Genomic DNA, 16,992 nt, shown 5'->3' with positions numbered 1-16,992 from the left:
GCTCAGGCGCTCGTCGGCGGGGTGGTCGGTGGCGTGCTCGGCGGCGCAGCCGGCGACGTCGGCGCCGCGGTCGTCGCGACCGGGCTCGTCGCTCCGGCGGGCTTCGCCGTGAACGGCTGCTCGGCCCGCGGCGCGAAGAAGCCCTGACCGATGCCCTTGAGCGCCTCGGTCAGCTCGCTCGGGATGATCCAGAGCTTGTTGGCGTCGCCCTCGGCCAGCTTCGGCAGGGTCTGCAGGTACTGGTAGGCGAGCAGCTTGCTGTCGGGGTCGCCGGTGTGGATGGCGCTGAAGACGGTCTGGATCGCCTCGGCCTCACCCTGCGCGCGCAGCACCTGGGCCTTGGCGTCACCCTCGGCCTCGAGGATCGCGGCCTGACGGCTTCCCTCGGCCTGCAGGATCGCGGCCTGCTTGGTGCCCTCGGCGGTGAGGATCTGCGCGCGGCGGTCACGCTCGGCGCGCATCTGCTTCTCCATCGAGTCCTGGATCGAGATGGGCGGGTCGATCGCCTTGAGCTCGACGCGGCCGACGCGGATGCCCCACTTGCCGGTGGCCTCGTCGAGCACGATGCGCAGCTGGCCGTTGATGTTGTCGCGGCTGGTCAGCGCCTCCTCGAGGTTCAGACCGCCGACCACGTTGCGCAGCGTCGTCGTGGTGAGCTGCTCGACCGCCCCGAGATAGTTGGCGATCTCGTAGGTCGCGGCGCGCGCATCCGTCACCTGGAAGTAGACGACCGTGTCGATCGAGACGACCAGGTTGTCTTCGGTGATGACGGGCTGCGGAGGGAAGGAGACGACCTGCTCGCGCATGTCGACGAGCGGACGGAGCCGGTCGATGAAGGGCACCAGCAGGTTCAGACCGGGCGTGAGGGTCTTGTGGTAGCGGCCGAGGCGCTCGACGACGCCGGCGTAGGCCTGGGGCACGATGCGGATCGAGCGGAAGATCGTCACCAGCACGAAGATGACGACGATGACCACGAGGATCACGAGGAGGGCCGCTCCGAAGAGCTCACCGGAGGAATTCACTGGGGTGCGGTCCTTTCTGCGGGCGCGACCACGGCGGTCGAGCCCTCGATCGCGGTGACGACGATGCGGTCGCCGTCGTGGGGCTGGAGGGGCGAGTCGACGCCAAGCCGGGCGGTCCAGGTCTCGCCGTTGGCGAGCTTCACCTGACCGCGGCCCTCGTCGAAGGCCTTGACGACGCTGCCGGTGAGGCCGAGGAGCGCCTCGACGTTGCTCTTGGCGGGGTCGGCCCCGCGGTGCAGCCGGCGATGCAGCGCCGGGCGCACGAGGAAGAGCAGCAGCACCGCGGCGACGCCGGCGATGATCACCTGCGCCCACCAGGGAGCGCCGAAGAGACCGGAGACGAGCCCGCCGAGGCTGCCGATCGCCAGCATGAGGAAGGTGAACTCGAGGTTCATCATCTCGATGATCACGAACAGGAGGATCAGCGCGATCCAGACCACCCAGGCCCACTGGGTCAGGAACTCGGCCATCGGGCGCCTCCTTCGGATAGTCCGACGATGTGTCGAAACTATCACCCGCGGGTGGCGGCGAGACGGGGCTCTCCACAGCGCCGGCCGGGGTTCCGGGTCATCCCCGACCGGGCGCGAGAATTCCTCCGGCGGCGGGCGTTGCTAGGCTCGCTGTCCGTGGAAACTCCCCTCGCTCCCGGCTCCCTGACCGGCATCCGCGCACTCGTCACCGGCTCCTCCCGCGGCATCGGCGCCGACACGGCCAAGTTCCTCGCCGACGCCGGCGCGAAGGTCGTCATCAACTTCCGCAACAAGGAGCCGCGCGCGCTCAAGATCGTCGCGGGCATCGAGGCGCAGGGTGGCGAGGCCTTCGCCGTCGGCGCCGACCTGACCGACCCCGCCTCGGTCGAGGCGATGTTCGCCCAGGTGCAGGAGCGCTGGGGCGGCCTCGACCTGCTCGTGCTCAACGCCTCGGGCGGCATGGAGTCGGGCCTCGGCGAGGACTACGCCATGAAGCTCAACCGCGACGCGCAGGTCAACGTGCTCACCGCCGCCGAGAAGGTGCTCGTGCCCGGATCGCGCGTCGTGTTCGTCACGAGCCACCAGGCGCACTTCATCAAGACCACCCCGACGATGCCCGAGTACGAGGCGGTCGCCCTGTCGAAGCGGGCCGGCGAGGACGCGCTGCGCGAGCGCATCCCCGGCCTGACCGAGAAGGACATCGCCTTCGTGGTGGTCTCGGGCGACATGATCGAGGGCACCATCACGGCGACCCTGCTCGAGCGCGTCAATCCGGGCGCGATCCAGTCGCGTCGCGACGACGCCGGCCGTCTCTACAAGGTCGACGAGTTCGCCGCCGAGGTCGCCCAGGCGGCTGTCGACCCGATCCCCGAGGACCACACGCGCTACGTCGGCGACATCAGCGGCTTCCAGCGCTGAGCGCATGCCCCGCCTGCGCCGCACCTCGCGCATCCTGGTCGTCGACGAGCGCGACCGGGTGCTGCTCTTCCTGACGCGCGCTCCCGACTCGAGCGGGTTCGCGCGCTGGATGACGCCCGGCGGGGGAGTGGAGGGCGACGAGACGCACCTCGAGGCGGGCGTGCGCGAGCTGTTCGAGGAGACCGGGCTGCAGGATGCGCCGCTCGAGGGCCCGGTGTTCAGCCTCGACTTCGATGTGACCTGGGATCAGGCCGATCACGACCGCGGACACGCCGAGTACTACGTGACGCGCACGATGAGCTTCACGCCGGCCAGCGACAACTGGACCGACGACGAGCAGGTCGATCTCGAGCAGCACCGCTGGTGGAGCGTCGACGAGCTCGACGCCACCGACGACCCCTACGAGCCGGAGGAGCTCCCCGAGCTGGTGCGCCGCGCCATCCGCTCCTCCCGGCCCGACGCGTCCCAGCACTGACGCATCCCAGCACTGATACGGCACTGACACGGAGGACCGAATGGCCGACGGCGACACCACCACCACGCAGCGTCGCAAGCTCAAGCGCCTCGAGGAGCAGGAGCGCAAGCTCGTCTTCGCCGACTTCTCGCACGCCGACGCCTGGCAGCTCGGCACGATCCTGGTCGGCATCGCCGCCGAGCGCAGCCTGCCGATCGCGATCCGCATCACGATCGGCGAGCAGACCGCGTTCCAGGTCGGCATGCCGGGCTCGTCGAGTGACAACGACGACTGGCTGGTGCGCAAGGCGCGCGCCGTGCAGCGCTTCGGCGCCAGCACGTTCCTGCTGAAGATCCGCGGCGAGGTGAGCGGGCGCTCCTACGCCGAGCTCGACTCGACGCGCTTCGCGATCGCCGGCGGCTGCGTGCCGATCAAGACCGCGTCGGGCGCCCTGCTCGGCACGGTGGGCATCTCGGGTCTGTCGCAGGCCGACGACCACGCGCTCGTCGTGGATGCGGTCAGCCAGTTCCTCAGCGCCGAGAACGGCCGGTGAGCGCCGGGTCGCCGACTCCGGTCATCGCACTGCGCTCCGTCGGATTCCGGCGCGGCGGGCGTCAGATCCTCGACGAGGTCTCGCTCGAGGTGCAGGCGGGAGAGCACTGGGCGCTGCTCGGTCCGAACGGCGCCGGCAAGAGCACGATCCTCGGCTTCTGCGGGGCGGTGACGCATCCCTCGTCGGGCTCCGTCGAGGTGCTGGGGGAGCGCCTGGGACGCGTCGAGCTCGCGGCGCTGCGCCGTCGCATCGGACACGTGAATCCGCGCCACGCCCTGGATTCGCCGCTGACCGTGCGCGAGGTCGCGCTGACCGGCCTCACCGGCACGATCGAGCTGCCGATGCGCTGGGAGGCGAGCGCGACCGAGATCGAGCGCGTCGACGGGATGCTGGCCCAGCTGGGATTGTCGGCGATCGCCGAGTCGCGCTGGCCGACCCTCTCGCAGGGCGAGCGCGGGCGCACCCTGATCGCGCGGGCGCTGCTCTCGGATCCCGCGCTGCTGCTGCTCGACGAGCCCTCGACAGGACTCGATGTGGCGGCGCGCGAGCAGCTGCTGGAGACCGTCGACTCGCTCGAGCGCACGCATCCCGAGCTGGCGTCGATCCTGGTCACGCACCACCTCGAGGAGCTGCCGGAGACGACCACGCACGCGGTGCTGGTGGCGCACGGGCGCATCACCGAATCCGGACCCGTCGGCGACGTCGTGACGAGCGAGGCGGTCTCGGCGGCGTTCGAGCACCCGATCGACGTCGAGCACCGCGGCGGGCGCTGGTCGGCGCGGGCGCGGCGCGCCGTGCGACTCGACTGAGCACCGGCGGATCGCGTGCGGCGGATCAGCCGAGGCTCGCGCAGTCGCCGTCGGCGGCCCGGCGCAGGAGCAGGGTCGTGACCTCGCCGGACTGGGCGGTGAGCGCGGTTCTGAAGCGCCGCGGAGCGGCGAGGCCGTCGAACAGGCGGATGCCGCGGCCGAGCGCCACCGGCACGACGTGCAGCAGGATCTCGTCGACCAGATCCGCATCGAGCGCCTGCCGCGCGAGGTCGGCGCTGAGCAGCAGCACGTCGCCGCCCTCCGCGCGGGCGTGAGCCGCCCGGAGCGCGTCGTCGATCGACGCGTCGAGGAAGACGGTCGCCGGGTCGGCATCCGGGGGAGCGGGGCGATGGCTGAGCACCATCACGGTGCCGTTCCAGTCACCGCCATAGGGCTGCGCCGCGGGGTCGACGTCGTAGCCGCGTCGGCCGCCGACCACGACGGTCGCGCGGGTGCGGATGCGGTCGGCCTCGGGCAGCACGGCGGGACCGAAGCCGAAGGCCCAGTCGATCGAGCCGTGTTCGTCGGCGATGCAGCCGTCGAGCGACATCGTGAAGTGCAGCAGAGTCGCGCTCATGTGTACACTGTACACATCGAGGGCGATGATGCAGGGGAGACGGGATGCGGCGATCAGCGCGTGACGCGATAGATCAGTCGGGCGAAGGCACCGACCTGCGTCGCCGAGCTGAGCGCCAGCCGATCGGCCTCGAGGCGCCGGGGGAGCAGCGGGGCCCCCGAGCCGAGCGTGACTGGCGCGTACGACAGCCGGAGCTCGTCGAGGGCGCCGGCGTCGTCGAACTGGCCGACGAGGTCGCCGCCACCGACGAGCCAGATGTCGCTCTCGCCGGCCGCCGCGCGGATCTGCGGCAGCGCGTCGGCGACCGGCCCGCGCACGAACCGCACATCCGCGCCGTCGGGAACCGGCAGCTCGCGCGTCGTGAACACGAACACCGGCGTCGCGCCGTGGAACTGCGCCCAGCGCTCCGGATGCGCGATCAGGTCCTGATCGCGCAGCACCCATTCGTACGTCGTCGAGCCCTCGACCATGACGGCCGCCGGCGCGGGTGCGAGCTCGGGAGCCGGCTCATCGCCGCCGGGAACGGCGAACAGCCAGGCCAGCGAATCCTCGTCGTCCGCCAGGTACCCGTCGAGCGTCGTCGCCGTGTCGAAGAAGATCGCCATGCGGCGACCGTAGGATCAACCGCCGACATTTCGGCGATGCGCAGCGGCGGCCGCCGCATCCAGTGGATTAAACCGATAATGCACATTATGTCAGTTTAAGGCAGATCGATGGGTCGGATGCGCCTCTCTTTCTCATGGTGCAGTTATCACGAGGGTCGAGAGTCAACTGCTACTGCGTCGGCCCATCGGCGTCGGAGTCTCCGTCTGTACGTGGCCGACGAAGACGAGCCACCCAGGTAGCGCCGCAACCTACGGCCGCAACGGCGATAAGGAACATCGCCACCGCCAGCACCCAATTCGCCTCTACCAAGGCGTCGATCCCGACGATCGCCGTTCCAATAGCAGCGATCGCGAATCCCGCGATCAGAATTCCGGGTCGCATTAGTACTGCTCGATCTGAGCATCAACGGCCGCTGTGAAGCCGGCAACGCAGCCAACGGTGCCGACGATGGTCAGACCCGCGCTGAACAAAGCTTGCCCACATGATCCAGGTGGTCCCACGGGCGGCCTCCCGGCTTCACCTACGCCCGGCTCGGCGCCGCGTCAGCAGCCGAATCGTCGAGATGATCATCCACGCTGCGCACAGGCCAGCCAAGATGCCCGTGAAGGCTGCCAGACTCGAATTGCCGTCCTGGGCGCTAGTGATACATACGACCACGCACGCAACGGTGACAAGCCCGCTGATGGCTGCCGCCGCCCATCCTGAGCGTTCTGACTGCATCATCAGCCCGGAATCGTCGAGTAGAACCCACCTACGGTGCCGAGTACTGTGCCCGCGAAACCGGGAGGATCGGCCACCGCATGACACCCAGCCAAGCCGCCGGCACCAACGCCAACCCCGAGGATCGCTCCGGCAATTGCCCCTATGACCGGCGCTGCCGCGGCGAGAGGCGCTCTACCAGTCACTTGCCGCGCCGCGCTAGCCACAATCGGATCGCTCCGACAGCAGCGAAAATGGCGCCGATTATTGCCCACATCAGGGGTATGGCTGGATCAGGATTCGCATCCGCTATAGCCAGGGCGACAAACAGGACAGTCATGGCCACCCCCCCGACGAGAAGTATTACTGCCCATATCGGTGCGCGCACGGATCGTCCTCAGCAGACGAAGGTGCTGAAAACACCTATCCCGGCTGCGATCCCAATATCGGCGCCTGCTCCGATCGCTCCCGCCGCACTGGCCGATACAATGGCCGCCGCGCCGAGCCCCGCTGTCGCCCCGGCCGCCAGCGCTCCGAGCGCGAGCCCGACTCCAACGAGGGTAAGGCTGCAGGCTTGCGACTGGGTGATGTTACCGGTCGGATCGATTGCGTTGATGGGGTCGCCGCCGGCGTAGGCGTAGCGGTTGGCGTTGGCGGGTTCGAGGGGTGCGTCGAGGGTGTCTTGCTGGGTCCAGCGTCCGACGTTGGGGTTGTACCAGCGGGCGCCGTAGTGGATCCATCCGGTGGCGCGGTCTTGGATGCCGCCGGAGAAGACGAAGGGGTTCTGGACGTAGCCGTTGCCGCCGGTGTTGGTGGTGACGGTGGGGACGCCGTAGGGGTCGAACTTGTAGGCGTAGGCGGCGTAGGAGTAGTCGGTCAGCGCCGCCACCGGTGAGCCCGTGCCGGAGTAGACGTAGAGCGACTGCACCCCGGAGGATGCCTGCAGCAGCAGTGGCTGGCCGGTGACAGGGTCGTTCTCGATGTAAGCAGTGTCGGAGCCGACCTTTACCTGCTCGACGACCGGTTCACCGGTGGCGGCGGTGCGGCCGTAGACGAGCTTGTAGGAGGCGCCGGCCTTGTCCTGCTGGATCACCTCGTTCTGGCTGGCGCCGGCGTACTTGTAGGTGTAGCTCGCGCTCGCCTGGGTGACGGTGGTCATCTGCTCGGCGCCGTTGTAGGCGTAGCTGCCGCCGGTATCGGCGGTGAGGTTTCCGGTGCCGTCGTAGCTGTAGCCGGTGGAGGTGATCTGATTGGCGGCGTTGACGGTGAAGGTCTGCGACGACGGGCTCGCGCCGCTCACGACGGCCGTGAGGCGGTTGCCGCGCGCGTCGTAGGTGTAGGCGTAGGTGCTGTTGGGTCCGCTGCCGCCAGACTGGGCGGCACCGGTGAGCCGACCAGCGGTGTCGTAGCTGTAGGCGGTGACCTGGCCGGTGAGGTTGTTCAGTTCCCACTGCAGCTTCTTGCGATCCGTGGTCGTCCCGGTGGAGCAGGTGGGGGCCGCGGTCGCCGTGTTATAGCAGTAGGACACGTCGAGGATCTTGGCGATGGTGCCGGAGTCCATGGTCTCGCCGATGACGCGGCTGACTCGGCCGGAGGTGTCGTAGTCCTGGTGCGAGTGCGCTTTCCAGGTGGTGTGTGCGGCGTTGGTCTGCAGCCAGGAGTCGGTGCGGCGTCCGCGGTTGTCGGTGGCGAAGCCGAGGACCTGGGTGCCGGCGCCCTTGACGTAGGTGATCTGGGTGGGCACGCCGGAGGCGTCGAACGCGTTTGTCGTGGTCCCACGGGAGTCGGTCGTCGTTGTCAGGTTGCCGGCGCGGTCGTAGCCATAGCTGATGGTGCCACCGGCGAAGGTGTTCACTCGCGAGGTCAGCCGGCCGAGCTGGTCGTAGCCGAACGTGGTGGTGCCGTTCGCGTCGGCGCGGGTCTTCGTCAGGCCGGTGTCGGTGTAGGTGTTGGTGACGGTTCCGGTGCCGTCGGAGAACGACGTCGTCAGCAGTCGGTCCTGCTTGTCGTAGGAATAGGTCGTGGTGATCCCGCGGCCGTTGGTGGCGGTGCGCAGGCGGCCGAAGTCGTCGTAGGTGAACGCGCGCGCGCCGAGCCCGGCGCCGGTGACCGGGGTCATCGAGGTCAGCTGCTTCGTCGTCGCGTTGTAGCCGTAGAGGGTCTTGTTGGTCCCGTTGCCGGGAGCGAGAGCGGTCGCGACCGTGCCGTCTGCGTTGTAGGTCAGGGTGGCGACGTTCGTCAGCGCATCGGTGGAGGTGAGCTGATTCCCGGCACCGTTGTAGGTGAAGGTCGAGCTGTTGCCGGCGTCGTCCGTGCTCGAGGACGCCAGGTAGGAGGTCGCGGCGGCCGTGTTACCGTACGCGGCCGCCGAGCTCGCACCACCGGGGTCGCTCTGGCCGGTCTTGGAGTCGCCGCCGTTCGCGCCGAAGGTCGAGGTCGTGGTTCCCGACCCGGCGCCCGCACCATCGGTGCTCGAGGCGATATCTCCATTCGGCGTGTACGTCGCCGAACGGGACCTGCCCGCCGCGTCGACCGCGGCCGTCGCGAGACGAGCGGCCGCGTCGATCGTGTACGTCGTGCGCGGAACCGAGGTGATCGGCTGCGCCTGGTCGGTGTTCGGGCCCGCGACGAGGGTCTGCGTCGCCGACGGGTACGAGATCCGCGTCGTCGACGTACCCGGGGAGCCGGAGGTGGTGTTGGTCTGGGCGACCTTCTCCACCTTCCCGGTGGTGGTGTTGTAGGTGATCGTCATCACGCTGCCCGATGGCGAGGTGATCGTGGTCAGGTTCGTGCCGGTGTAGCCGAAGCTCGTGGTCTTGCCGTTCGCATCCACGATTGAGGTCAGGTTGGAGGCCGAGTTCTTCACATACTGCAGCTGCCGCGACGACGACCCCGAGGCCTGCGACGCGGTCAGCGTGTAGGTCGACGCGGAGTAGCTCAGCGTCGCCGTGCGCGCCGCGACCGGACCTCCCGACGAGGTGATCGAGGTCGGGTTCGCGCCCGTGTACGCGATCGTGGTCGCGTTGCCGTTGCGGTCCGCGATCGAGGTCGGCTGGCCATTGCCGTTGAAGACGACCTTCTGCTGCGACTGCCGGAACGTCAGCGTCCAGCCCCCTCCCCCAGCCACCAGGTCAGCCTTGATCCCCGCCGGCGCCGTGTACGCCGTCGACGACCCCGCGACCGGCGTGAACGACCACGTCCCCCCATCCCCGGCGACATAGACCACCACACCCGACGCACCCGAAGTGAGATAGCCGGCACCATCGACGCCGACCGTCCACTTGTTCGCCGCGACCACCGACGTCGACCCGACACTCGTACCCAGCGAGTTATACGACTGACCGACCTTCACCGGTCCGTTCACCCCGACCAGCGACAGCGACGACGTCGACACCAGCAGGTTCCCCGTCGCGACATCCACCCGCGCGCTCACCTGATCCGAGATCGGGAACGGCAACTGCGTCGCCCCCGGGCGTGCCCCCGTGACCCCGGTCACCGTCGGAGCGGTCGGCAACACCGCATACGCCGGCGACGCCGCGACCACCGCCAGACCCGCCGCCAAAGCAGCCGTCGTCACCACCGACACAACACGAGCGCGGGTAGTCAACATCGACACGCCAATCCACTAGGCACAACACGACAGAGAGCGAGAACACCTGGAGCAGACACGCCACCCGAAGGGCGCGGGATGGAGTAGACCGGACGCTACACCCGAAAGCAACCAAAAATCACCTATTGATCAACACCCGTCGACCGGCTAATCTCATGGGCCGATCGAGCAGCCGCATCGATACCGAGCTGCGCACAGTTGACGTTATGACAGACAGCGTTTCACTACCCGTGACCCCAATCCCCTCGTCAACCTTGCACTGCCCCCTCGAGGCCTGGGCGTCAGCGGTATCGCCGGCGGCGCTTGCCAGCGGGGATGAGAGCGATCAAGAGCAGGATGCCGAGCACGATCCATCCCACGGGCGATGTGACGAACGCCGCGTGCAGCATGGCGCCGGCGCCGACCAGGAGGCCGTGCAGCATGCTGTCGGCGACGAGCTGGCCGAGCTGGTCCGAGTCCATCTTTCGACCGTAAGTGAGCGGTTCTCCGAGCGCATGCCCCACATCGAGCGACAGTCCCAGGGGCCGGTCGGTGTGGATTTCGGCGAGCGAGCTTCTGGTGCGGGGCACCCTGGCCTAGTGACGTCCCATTGGGTAAACTAACTGGCACACCCCCCGTTACGACGGATCGGGAAGAAGGCCTGAGAACCCCAGCCGGACGACTGGATCTCGGGCCCTTCGCTTTTCTACAGGCCCGGCAAGCCCTCGGTGGTGCGGTGGATCATCACGGTGCCGGCGATCGCGTCGAGGTACCGACGGTCGCCGTCGTGGGCGCTGTTGACGGCGCCGAGCACGATGTCGGGGATCCATAGCAGCGGCTCGTCGCCGCCGCGCTGGTGCGCGATGCGCATCCGCGCATCCATCGACTGCCCCTGCAACGCCACGATATGCGCGCGGTCCTGCGAATCCTGAGACGCGCCCCGGCTCTCGAGGGTGATGTCGAACGTGTCCATCGCGCTGAGCTCGATGTAGACCTGCTCGAGGCACTTCCGACGAAACCGCTCGGTCTTGCGACTCGGCGCGCTGCGGTGCGCGATCACAACGTTCACCGGCTCGAGCTCACGGATCGCGTCGACGAGTGCGAACCGCCGGCGGTCCCTCTCGTCACGCCAGTGCACCTTGATCTGGCCCGGCAGCAGCAGCGGCCGCAGCGCTTCGCGGACCTCGTCGCAACGGCCGGCCGCGAGGATCGCGGCGGCCACGAGGTACTCCTGCTGCGCGGGTGCGCGCAACGTCGACGACTCGTCCACGAAGGCACGATGTGTAGCTGGAACCACCCGGCAACGCTATCGATCCGAGCACGCCTGAATCGGCGTCGGATCTACAGACGACGCGGATTCGTCGGAAGTCTTCGCGGTTCGCCGCTGCGACAGAGCTACTCGGCGTCCCGTGGCACCGCAAGATCGAGGCGGTCGTAGCGGCGCGGGCCCACGGGAACGGCCACTGATTCGATCCAGTCGGTGGGAGGCTGCGGAAGTACGGAAAGCCGGCGCCCGTCCCGAACGAGAATGTCTGTGTTGAGGTTGAGGCGGTACTCGTCGGTGACGTTGATGCCGAGGTCTGCGACGCGGAATGCAAGTCGGCAGGACCCAAAGAGGGATTCGTTCCATCGCTCCTCGCTGCGCATCTCCTCCAACGAGAACGCGCGCGTCCATGTGACGGATACGTCTGCGTGCGGCGCGATGAAGTACGTGTTGTCGTTGTGGTCGGCGCCGACGTGACCGCGATCGAGGTCAGTGAAATCAACGCGCGCGGCGAAGTCCGAAACGTTGTGCAACGACATGATAATCTCTGTTCGCGCGATCAGATATTCGTCATCGACTAGCTCTTCCCGATCGACCCGGAATCCGACGTCGCTGCCAGACGGTGAGCGCGTCACTTCGATCCCGACCGCGCGAGCCATGATCGCGGGCATCCGGGAGTCGAAGCGCAACTCGGCAGACTCCCTCTGACCCCGCGCTAGTTGCTCGGCCTGACGCTCCGCGAGTTCGGAGGCCACGGCGGCCTGCTCGCGAGCGATCCGAGTCGCAATCTGAGCGTGCGCGACCTGTCGGGCTGCTGCATCCGCCTGCTTTGGCGACGCTGACGCTGCACGGGCAGCGAAGACAGCGGCCGCGGCCGCGGCGAGCAAGGTCAGGAATCCGATCGCGAGGCCGACCCAGCCCTGCAGTATCGCCACAGGATCAGCGGGCTCCGCGGTGGCGAGCAGAATCGTCATGGCCGAAGCGTATGAGCGATGCTCGCGGCGGCGCCTGTAGATTCAGGCGCGTGTCGAGCATCACTGTGCAGCAGCAGGCGGACGGCTGGTACTTCGACCACCCGTCGCCGAGAATCCCACCCGAGAACGGGCCGTTTCCTACCGAGGCAGCCGCGCGAGAAAAGGCAGAGGAGTTCGACGCCAGCATCAAGAGCGAGCGCTCGATCGCTGACCCGTCCGACCGCAATGCCGACCACGATCGGACCGTCGGATAAATCGCCGATAGTGGTGATTTTGTCAGATAAAGACGACGATGGCCCCGCCGGGGGCCGTCTCCTGCTCTCGAGCTGTGCTCCCCTGATCTCCGGAGGTCGATCGTGCTGACACCCCTCGCCGACGCCGTGCTCGTGCGCGAGAGCGAGTTCATCCAGACCCAGACGATCGTCGTGCGCGGCGACGACGGCGTGCTGCTCATCGACCCGGGCATCACGCGAGCTGAGCTCCGCTCACTCGCCGACGACATCCGCGGGCTCGGCACCGAGGTCGCCGTCGGGTTCTCTACGCACTTCCACTGGGATCACGTGCTCTGGCATCCCGATCTGGGCGCGCCCCCGCGACTCGGCACGTCCGCCACCGTGCGGGCTCTCGACGAGCTGCTGCAGCAGGACGACTGGCGCGAGCAGATCGCCGAGGGGCTGCCGCCGGAGCACGCCGACGACATCCCGATGGAGCTGCTGGGAGAGCTGACGGCGCTGCCGGAGGGCACGACGCGACTCCCCTGGGCCGGCCCCGACATCCGCCTGCTCGAGCACCGCGCGCACGCACCCGGCCACACGGCGCTGCTGATCGAGCACGCGCGGGTGCTGGTCGTCGGCGACATGCTCTCTGACGGACTGGTCCCGTTCCTCGATCGGGCGGCCGCGCATCCGCTCAGCGACTACCTCGCCGCGCTCGACCTGATCGAGGGCGCGCTCACCCAGGTCGACGTCCTCGTGCCTGGTCACGGCTCGATCGCCCGAGGCGCCGAGATGGCCGACCGCATCGCCCTCGACCGCGCCTACGTCGAGGCGGTGCGCGACGGACGCGAGCCCGACGACCCGCGCCTCGGTCCTCACGCGATCCACGACTGGATGCGCGACGTGCACCGTGGCCAGGCGGCCGCGTTCGCCGGGCGCGACTGAGAGAGTCCGCGCGCGCCGAAGCCGATCGCGCCGGGGCGTGAGACCCTGACGGGATGAGGTTCGGGGTCGTCGTGCTGTTCGTCGTGCCGGCGATCCTCATCTTCGCGGGCGTGCTCATCATCCGCTGGGCGCTCGGCCGCGCGCGCGAGCGTCCGACGGCCCGCGCCGTCGTCGTGCTGCGCTGCCTCGGCGGCGTCGGAACGATGCTGCTGACCGGCGTCGCGCTCGGCTGGCTGTTCAGCGACGCCCAGTACGGCGTGCTGCTGATGCCGGTGCTCGCGATCGTGCTCGCGATCGCCTGGAACGCGATCCTGCTCGGGGCGGCCGCGCTGGTCGACTGGGTGCACCGGCGGCGCCATCCCGAGTTCTGACGACGCTGTCCGGGATCGCGCATCGAGCAGGATCCGAGAAGCCGCTCCCCCGCATCCGGGGCATGATCGTCGCATGACGACGACGAAGAAGTCCGCCTCCGAAGGATTCAGCGCCGAGGAGAAGGCCGCGATGAAGCAGCGGGCGCGCGAGCTGAAGGCCTCGAGCAAGAAGGCCGACCTGCTGAAGGCCTGCGAGGACGTGATCGCGGCACTCCCCGATGCCGACAAGGCGATCGCGCAGACGATCCACGACATCGTGACCTCGACCGCGCCGGGTCTGGACCCGAAGACCTACTACGGGATGCCCGCCTACGCGAACGCCGACGGCAAGATCGTCTGCTTCTTCCAGCCGGCATCGAAGTGGGATACCCGCTACGGCACCCTCGGGTTCGAGGCTCCCGCGGCGCTCGACGACGGCGATCTGTGGCCGACGCACTTCGCGATCCTGAAGATCGGCGCGGCCGAGAGGAAGCGCATCACCGAGCTGGTGCGGCGCGCGGCCGGCTGACCTGTCGAATCTGTCGAACCTGTCGACCCCGCCGAGTTCGGCCGCTCAGTCCCGCTCGACCGTGTAGTCGCGGCGCCCTGGCGTTCGACGTGCGCTCAGTCCTCGCCGAAGCCCGAGTCGACGAGCGCGACCAGCGCATCCAGAGCCGCTGCCGCATCCGGACCCTCGGCCGTCAGCTCGAGCTCACTGCCCTGGCCGCGGCCCAGCGCCATGATGCGCAGCAGGCTCTTCGCGTCGACCCCGTCGACCGTGATGGCGGCGTCGAAGCCGCTGGCGGCCTTGACGAACTCGGCGGCGGGGCGCGCGTGCAGGCCGCTGCCGTTGACGAGGGTTGCGTGACGCACCCGGCGGCCAGCTCCCCCCACTGCGGCTCCGTCATCCGACGAGGACGAGGTAGATGCCGTGGCCGCGTCCGCCTGGACTCCGGCCAGGTCCGCGGCCTCGGCGGAGCCTCCCCCGGCGGTCTGCGCCGCCGCGAGGACGGCGTCGCGATCGCCGCCGGTGCGCGCGGCGACGGCCGCCGCCACGGCGCCCTCGACGATCGGCGCATCCGCGATGACGACCCGCGCGCGGTCGGCGTCGTCGAGGAAGTCGAGCGCCGTCTCGGCGGTCATGATGGCCGAGCCGAGGTCGCACAGGATGACGACCCCCTCCCCCGAGTCCGCCTCGCCGATCGCCGTGCCGACCTTGTCGAAGCTCGTGCCGATCCCGCCCTCGTCGGTGCCGCCGGCGGCGACGATCGCCACGCCGTCGGCCATCTGGCCGGCCAGCTCGACGACGCCCTCGGCGATCTTCGCGCTGTGCGAGACGACGACGATGCCGACGCTCACGCGGAGGCCGCCGCGTCGGCCGCGGCTTCCGCCGCCGCGCGCAGGATGAGCGTGGTCGACACCGAGCCCGGGTCGCGGTGCCCGATCGCCCGCTCGCCGAGGTAGCTCGCGCGGCCCTTGCGCGCGACGAGCGGGTCGGTGGACTCGGCGCCGGCCTGCGCGGCGTCGGCCGCCGCGGCGAGGATCTCGGCCTCGCTCTTCCCGGCCTGCTGCGCGGCCGCAGCTGCATCCACGGCCGGAGTCCAGGCGTCGATCATGGTCTTGTCGCCGACCTCGGCCTTGCCGCGCAGCACGATGCCGTCGCGCGCGGCCGTGAGGAAGGCGACGATCGCGGCGCCGTCGAGCTCGGAGGCGCCGACGACGGCGCCCGATCCCTTGAGGAACGCGGTGCCGTACAGCGGGCCCGAGGCCCCGCCCACCGTCGAGATGAGCGTCGTGGCGACGACCTTCAGCACGTCGGCAGGTGTCGCATCGGCGGGCAGGTCGCCCGACTTCACCGCGACCGCCGTAAAGCCGCGATCCATGTTCTCGCCGTGGTCGCCGTCGCCGATCTCGCGGTCGAGCGTGATCAGCTCGCTGCGGTGCTCGGAGATCGCCTGCGCGCTGCGCGCGATCCAGTCCGCGACGAAATCCCTGCCCAGTGCCATCGGTCATCACCCTTCCGTCCGGCGGCGCCGCCGGACGGGTTCAGCGTAGTGCGCGGGGCTGGTCGCGCCGAGGGCGTGCACGGATGTGCGGATGCGGTCGCCGGATGTCGCGCATCCGTGCGGATGTAGTCGCCCGGCGCTCGGGCGACGTCTCAGTTCTCGTAGTGGTCGGCCCAGCCGGCGATGTCGATGCCGTGATTGTCGGGCGAGGCGATCGTGTACGAGTTCGGAGCGACGTGGTCGTTGACGATGCGGCCGCCCGCGGCGACGCATGCGGCCACACGCGCCTCGACCTGATCGGCGGGAACCGACACGTCGATGTGCGTGCGCCCGCGCCCCGGCTTCGACGGGCGTAGCTTGTGGAACCAGGTGTGCGGGTTGCGCCGCAGCGGGTCGACCGCGTCCTCCTCCCCCAGATCGACGTAGCCGAGCGCAGCCCGCCAGAACGGGCGCGTGTCGACGTGGTCGTCCTCGGCGACGGCGATTCCGACGACGGTCAGGGCGGTCGGGTCGGGCTCGAGACCGAGCTCGTGCGCGGCGGCGGAGACCCGCTGCGCCAGCGCGACATCCGCCGTGCTGAGCTCGCCGTCGGGCAGCGTGCGGCTGCGCACCGTCACACCCTCGGGCCGGATGTCGACGTCGGGTTCGTGACCGAGCTCGGCCGCGGCCTCGGCGATCGCGACCACGAGACGGGCGCCCTCGGCGAATCCGCTCGTGCGGTAGAAGACGTGCGCGCCCCAGAACAGCACGCGCCAGTCGGCGACGCCCTCGTTCTCGTGGAACTGCTTGTTCGTGATCTTCACGGCGCCGCCGTCGGACATGCGCTCCCCCGCTCTCGCACGGATCATCTGTCGAGAGAAGAGTGGCAGGCGGCGGCGTCGACCGCGAGAGGCGGGATGCTCCGGACAAGGCCCGGACATGCGAGAAGCCCCGGCGAACCGGGGCTTCGAGATCTTCGTGATGAAGACGGTGCGCGATACTGGGATCGAACCAGTGACCTCTTCCGTGTCAGGGAAGCGCGCTACCGCTGCGCCAATCGCGCCTGTACAGGCGTATTCAGTTATGAGTGAGGTGGCGACGGGATTCGAACCCGTGTAAACGGCTTTGCAGGCCGGTGCCTCGCCTCTCGGCCACGCCACCGTATGGCCCGGAGGACCTTGAGCCTTCACTCGAGCGGATGACGAGACTCGAACTCGCGACCCCAACCTTGGCAAGGTTGTGCGCTACCAACTGCGCCACATCCGCATCGGCCCGCCGGTTTCCCCTTGGGCCGAGAATGACTGTACCCGATCCGCGACCCGTGTCCAAACCGAGCGACATGCGCGTGTCGCGCTCTCGTCGCGTGCCGTTCACGGGGTGGTTCGAACCTCGCGCGAGGTGTGGCAGAATTGCCCACGCGGGCGATTGGCGCAGTTGGTAGCGCGCTTCCTTCACACGGAAGAGGTCATCAGTTCGAGTCTGGTATCGCCCACGTACGAGCCCCGGATGGAAGAGATTCCAGCCGGGGCTCTTCTCATGCCCCCAACGGAATGCGACGACGC

General features: G+C 69.1%; 19 protein-coding genes and 4 tRNA genes. 9 read left to right on the top strand and 14 right to left on the bottom strand.

Annotated features, from left to right (window positions below; all coding sequences use genetic code 11):
- Positions 1 to 2: 2 nt before the first annotated feature.
- Positions 3 to 1,022 carry an SPFH domain-containing protein gene (locus FJ658_RS12485; RefSeq protein ID WP_141145695.1) on the bottom strand — a complete coding sequence of 340 codons (1,020 nt, stop codon included), beginning with the start codon at positions 1,020 to 1,022 and terminating at the stop codon, positions 3 to 5.
- The gene (locus tag FJ658_RS12480) at positions 1,019 to 1,492 is read right to left on the bottom strand and encodes an NfeD family protein (RefSeq protein WP_141145694.1); all 474 of its coding nucleotides are present in this window, start codon (positions 1,490 to 1,492) and stop codon (positions 1,019 to 1,021) included. Before FJ658_RS12480 ends, FJ658_RS12485 begins: the two co-directional genes overlap by 4 nt.
- 156 nt (positions 1,493 to 1,648) lie before the next feature.
- Here FJ658_RS12480 and FJ658_RS12475 point away from each other — a divergent pair, with 156 nt between their 5' ends.
- From FJ658_RS12475 to FJ658_RS12460, 4 genes are read left to right on the top strand one after another with little or no spacing between them, the layout of a single operon-like run.
- Positions 1,649 to 2,410, top strand: coding sequence for an SDR family oxidoreductase (locus tag FJ658_RS12475; protein WP_141145693.1), 762 nt, complete (start codon positions 1,649 to 1,651; stop codon positions 2,408 to 2,410).
- Positions 2,411 to 2,414: 4 nt separating this feature from the next.
- Positions 2,415 to 2,885, top strand: coding sequence for an NUDIX hydrolase (locus FJ658_RS12470; protein WP_141145692.1), 471 nt, complete (start codon positions 2,415 to 2,417; stop codon positions 2,883 to 2,885).
- 40 nt (positions 2,886 to 2,925) lie between these two features.
- The gene (locus FJ658_RS12465) at positions 2,926 to 3,417 is read left to right on the top strand and encodes a heme-degrading domain-containing protein (RefSeq protein WP_141145691.1); all 492 of its coding nucleotides are present in this window, start codon (positions 2,926 to 2,928) and stop codon (positions 3,415 to 3,417) included.
- Positions 3,414 to 4,226, top strand: coding sequence for an ABC transporter ATP-binding protein (locus FJ658_RS12460; protein WP_141145690.1), 813 nt, complete (start codon positions 3,414 to 3,416; stop codon positions 4,224 to 4,226). The genes FJ658_RS12465 and FJ658_RS12460 overlap by 4 nt, the downstream gene beginning before the upstream one ends.
- Positions 4,227 to 4,251: 25 nt before the next feature.
- On the opposite strand, the gene FJ658_RS12455 is transcribed toward FJ658_RS12460, so the two are convergent.
- The 6 genes from FJ658_RS12455 to FJ658_RS12430 form a co-directional block, all read right to left on the bottom strand.
- Complete coding sequence (locus FJ658_RS12455) at positions 4,252 to 4,803, bottom strand: dihydrofolate reductase family protein (RefSeq protein ID WP_141145689.1); 552 nt, start codon at positions 4,801 to 4,803, stop codon at positions 4,252 to 4,254.
- A gap of 53 nt (positions 4,804 to 4,856) precedes the next feature.
- Positions 4,857 to 5,408 carry a dihydrofolate reductase family protein gene (locus FJ658_RS12450; protein WP_141145688.1) on the bottom strand — a complete coding sequence of 184 codons (552 nt, stop codon included), beginning with the start codon at positions 5,406 to 5,408 and terminating at the stop codon, positions 4,857 to 4,859.
- A gap of 1,097 nt (positions 5,409 to 6,505) precedes the next feature.
- A complete protein-coding gene (locus FJ658_RS12445; RefSeq protein WP_181408443.1) occupies positions 6,506 to 9,604 on the bottom strand; it encodes an RHS repeat-associated core domain-containing protein in 3,099 nt (1,032 codons plus the stop codon).
- A gap of 395 nt (positions 9,605 to 9,999) precedes the next feature.
- Positions 10,000 to 10,179: a hypothetical protein gene (locus tag FJ658_RS12440; RefSeq protein ID WP_141145686.1), complete on the bottom strand. Its 180-nt coding sequence runs from the start codon at positions 10,177 to 10,179 to the stop codon at positions 10,000 to 10,002.
- A 224-nt stretch (positions 10,180 to 10,403) separates the two neighbouring features.
- Positions 10,404 to 10,919: a hypothetical protein gene (locus FJ658_RS12435; protein ID WP_255447706.1), complete on the bottom strand. Its 516-nt coding sequence runs from the start codon at positions 10,917 to 10,919 to the stop codon at positions 10,404 to 10,406.
- Positions 10,920 to 11,092: 173 nt separating this feature from the next.
- On the bottom strand, positions 11,093 to 11,935 hold the full coding sequence (locus FJ658_RS12430) for a hypothetical protein (protein WP_141145684.1): 843 nt from the start codon (positions 11,933 to 11,935) through the stop codon (positions 11,093 to 11,095).
- 50 nt (positions 11,936 to 11,985) lie between these two features.
- Here FJ658_RS12430 and FJ658_RS12425 point away from each other — a divergent pair, with 50 nt between their 5' ends.
- The 4 genes from FJ658_RS12425 (at position 11,986) to FJ658_RS12410 (ending at position 13,974) form a co-directional block, all read left to right on the top strand.
- Entirely contained in the window at positions 11,986 to 12,189 is a 204-nt protein-coding gene (locus FJ658_RS12425; RefSeq protein WP_141145683.1) for a hypothetical protein, read from the top strand.
- Positions 12,190 to 12,291: 102 nt separating this feature from the next.
- Positions 12,292 to 13,095: an MBL fold metallo-hydrolase gene (locus FJ658_RS12420; protein WP_141145682.1), complete on the top strand. Its 804-nt coding sequence runs from the start codon at positions 12,292 to 12,294 to the stop codon at positions 13,093 to 13,095.
- Between the two features lie 53 nt (positions 13,096 to 13,148).
- The gene (locus tag FJ658_RS12415; RefSeq protein ID WP_141145681.1) at positions 13,149 to 13,466 is read left to right on the top strand and encodes a hypothetical protein; all 318 of its coding nucleotides are present in this window, start codon (positions 13,149 to 13,151) and stop codon (positions 13,464 to 13,466) included.
- A gap of 73 nt (positions 13,467 to 13,539) precedes the next feature.
- Positions 13,540 to 13,974, top strand: a complete 435-nt coding sequence (locus FJ658_RS12410; RefSeq protein WP_141145680.1) for an iron chaperone — start codon at positions 13,540 to 13,542, stop codon at positions 13,972 to 13,974.
- A 95-nt stretch (positions 13,975 to 14,069) separates the two neighbouring features.
- Here the strand turns inward: FJ658_RS12410 and dhaM are convergent, their stop codons facing one another.
- The 6 genes from dhaM to FJ658_RS12380 form a co-directional block, all read right to left on the bottom strand.
- Entirely contained in the window at positions 14,070 to 14,804 is a 735-nt protein-coding gene (gene dhaM, locus FJ658_RS12405) for a dihydroxyacetone kinase phosphoryl donor subunit DhaM (RefSeq protein ID WP_141145679.1), read from the bottom strand.
- On the bottom strand, positions 14,801 to 15,451 hold the full coding sequence (gene dhaL / locus FJ658_RS12400; protein WP_141145678.1) for a dihydroxyacetone kinase subunit DhaL: 651 nt from the start codon (positions 15,449 to 15,451) through the stop codon (positions 14,801 to 14,803). Before dhaL ends, dhaM begins: the two co-directional genes overlap by 4 nt.
- Before the next feature lie 152 nt (positions 15,452 to 15,603).
- The gene (locus FJ658_RS12395) at positions 15,604 to 16,272 is read right to left on the bottom strand and encodes a VOC family protein (protein ID WP_219995770.1); all 669 of its coding nucleotides are present in this window, start codon (positions 16,270 to 16,272) and stop codon (positions 15,604 to 15,606) included.
- Positions 16,273 to 16,421: 149 nt separating this feature from the next.
- Positions 16,422 to 16,493 (bottom strand) — tRNA-Val (locus FJ658_RS12390).
- A gap of 27 nt (positions 16,494 to 16,520) precedes the next feature.
- Positions 16,521 to 16,591 (bottom strand) — tRNA-Cys (locus FJ658_RS12385).
- Positions 16,592 to 16,623: 32 nt separating this feature from the next.
- Positions 16,624 to 16,696: transfer RNA gene (locus tag FJ658_RS12380), tRNA-Gly, on the bottom strand.
- A gap of 153 nt (positions 16,697 to 16,849) precedes the next feature.
- On the opposite strand from FJ658_RS12380, the gene FJ658_RS12375 reads away from it, so the two are divergent.
- Positions 16,850 to 16,922 (top strand) — tRNA-Val (locus FJ658_RS12375).
- Positions 16,923 to 16,992: the final 70 nt, after the last annotated feature.

The organism is Schumannella sp. 10F1B-5-1, from assembly GCF_006517535.1.
In the GTDB taxonomy this organism is placed as follows: Bacteria; Actinomycetota; Actinomycetes; order Actinomycetales; family Microbacteriaceae; genus Schumannella.
Note: the sequence above shows the minus strand (reverse complement) of the source record. Positions and strands in the feature narration are given on the sequence as shown.

What these genes read in the sequence shown, in the direction of transcription:
- FJ658_RS12480 (WP_141145694.1), bottom strand. Translation starts at nt 1,492, where the DNA reads ATGGCCGAGTTCCTGACCCAGTGGGCCTGGGTGGTCTGGATCGCGCTG.
- FJ658_RS12470 (WP_141145692.1), top strand. Translation starts at nt 2,415, where the DNA reads ATGCCCCGCCTGCGCCGCACCTCGCGCATCCTGGTCGTCGACGAGCGC.
- FJ658_RS12465 (WP_141145691.1), top strand. Translation starts at nt 2,926, where the DNA reads ATGGCCGACGGCGACACCACCACCACGCAGCGTCGCAAGCTCAAGCGC.
- FJ658_RS12455 (WP_141145689.1), bottom strand. Translation starts at nt 4,803, where the DNA reads ATGAGCGCGACTCTGCTGCACTTCACGATGTCGCTCGACGGCTGCATC.
- FJ658_RS12450 (WP_141145688.1), bottom strand. Translation starts at nt 5,408, where the DNA reads ATGGCGATCTTCTTCGACACGGCGACGACGCTCGACGGGTACCTGGCG.
- FJ658_RS12440 (WP_141145686.1), bottom strand. Translation starts at nt 10,179, where the DNA reads ATGGACTCGGACCAGCTCGGCCAGCTCGTCGCCGACAGCATGCTGCAC.
- FJ658_RS12430 (WP_141145684.1), bottom strand. Translation starts at nt 11,935, where the DNA reads ATGACGATTCTGCTCGCCACCGCGGAGCCCGCTGATCCTGTGGCGATA.
- FJ658_RS12415 (WP_141145681.1), top strand. Translation starts at nt 13,149, where the DNA reads ATGAGGTTCGGGGTCGTCGTGCTGTTCGTCGTGCCGGCGATCCTCATC.
- FJ658_RS12410 (WP_141145680.1), top strand. Translation starts at nt 13,540, where the DNA reads ATGACGACGACGAAGAAGTCCGCCTCCGAAGGATTCAGCGCCGAGGAG.
- dhaL (WP_141145678.1), bottom strand. Translation starts at nt 15,451, where the DNA reads ATGGCACTGGGCAGGGATTTCGTCGCGGACTGGATCGCGCGCAGCGCG.
- FJ658_RS12395 (WP_219995770.1), bottom strand. Translation starts at nt 16,272, where the DNA reads ATGTCCGACGGCGGCGCCGTGAAGATCACGAACAAGCAGTTCCACGAG.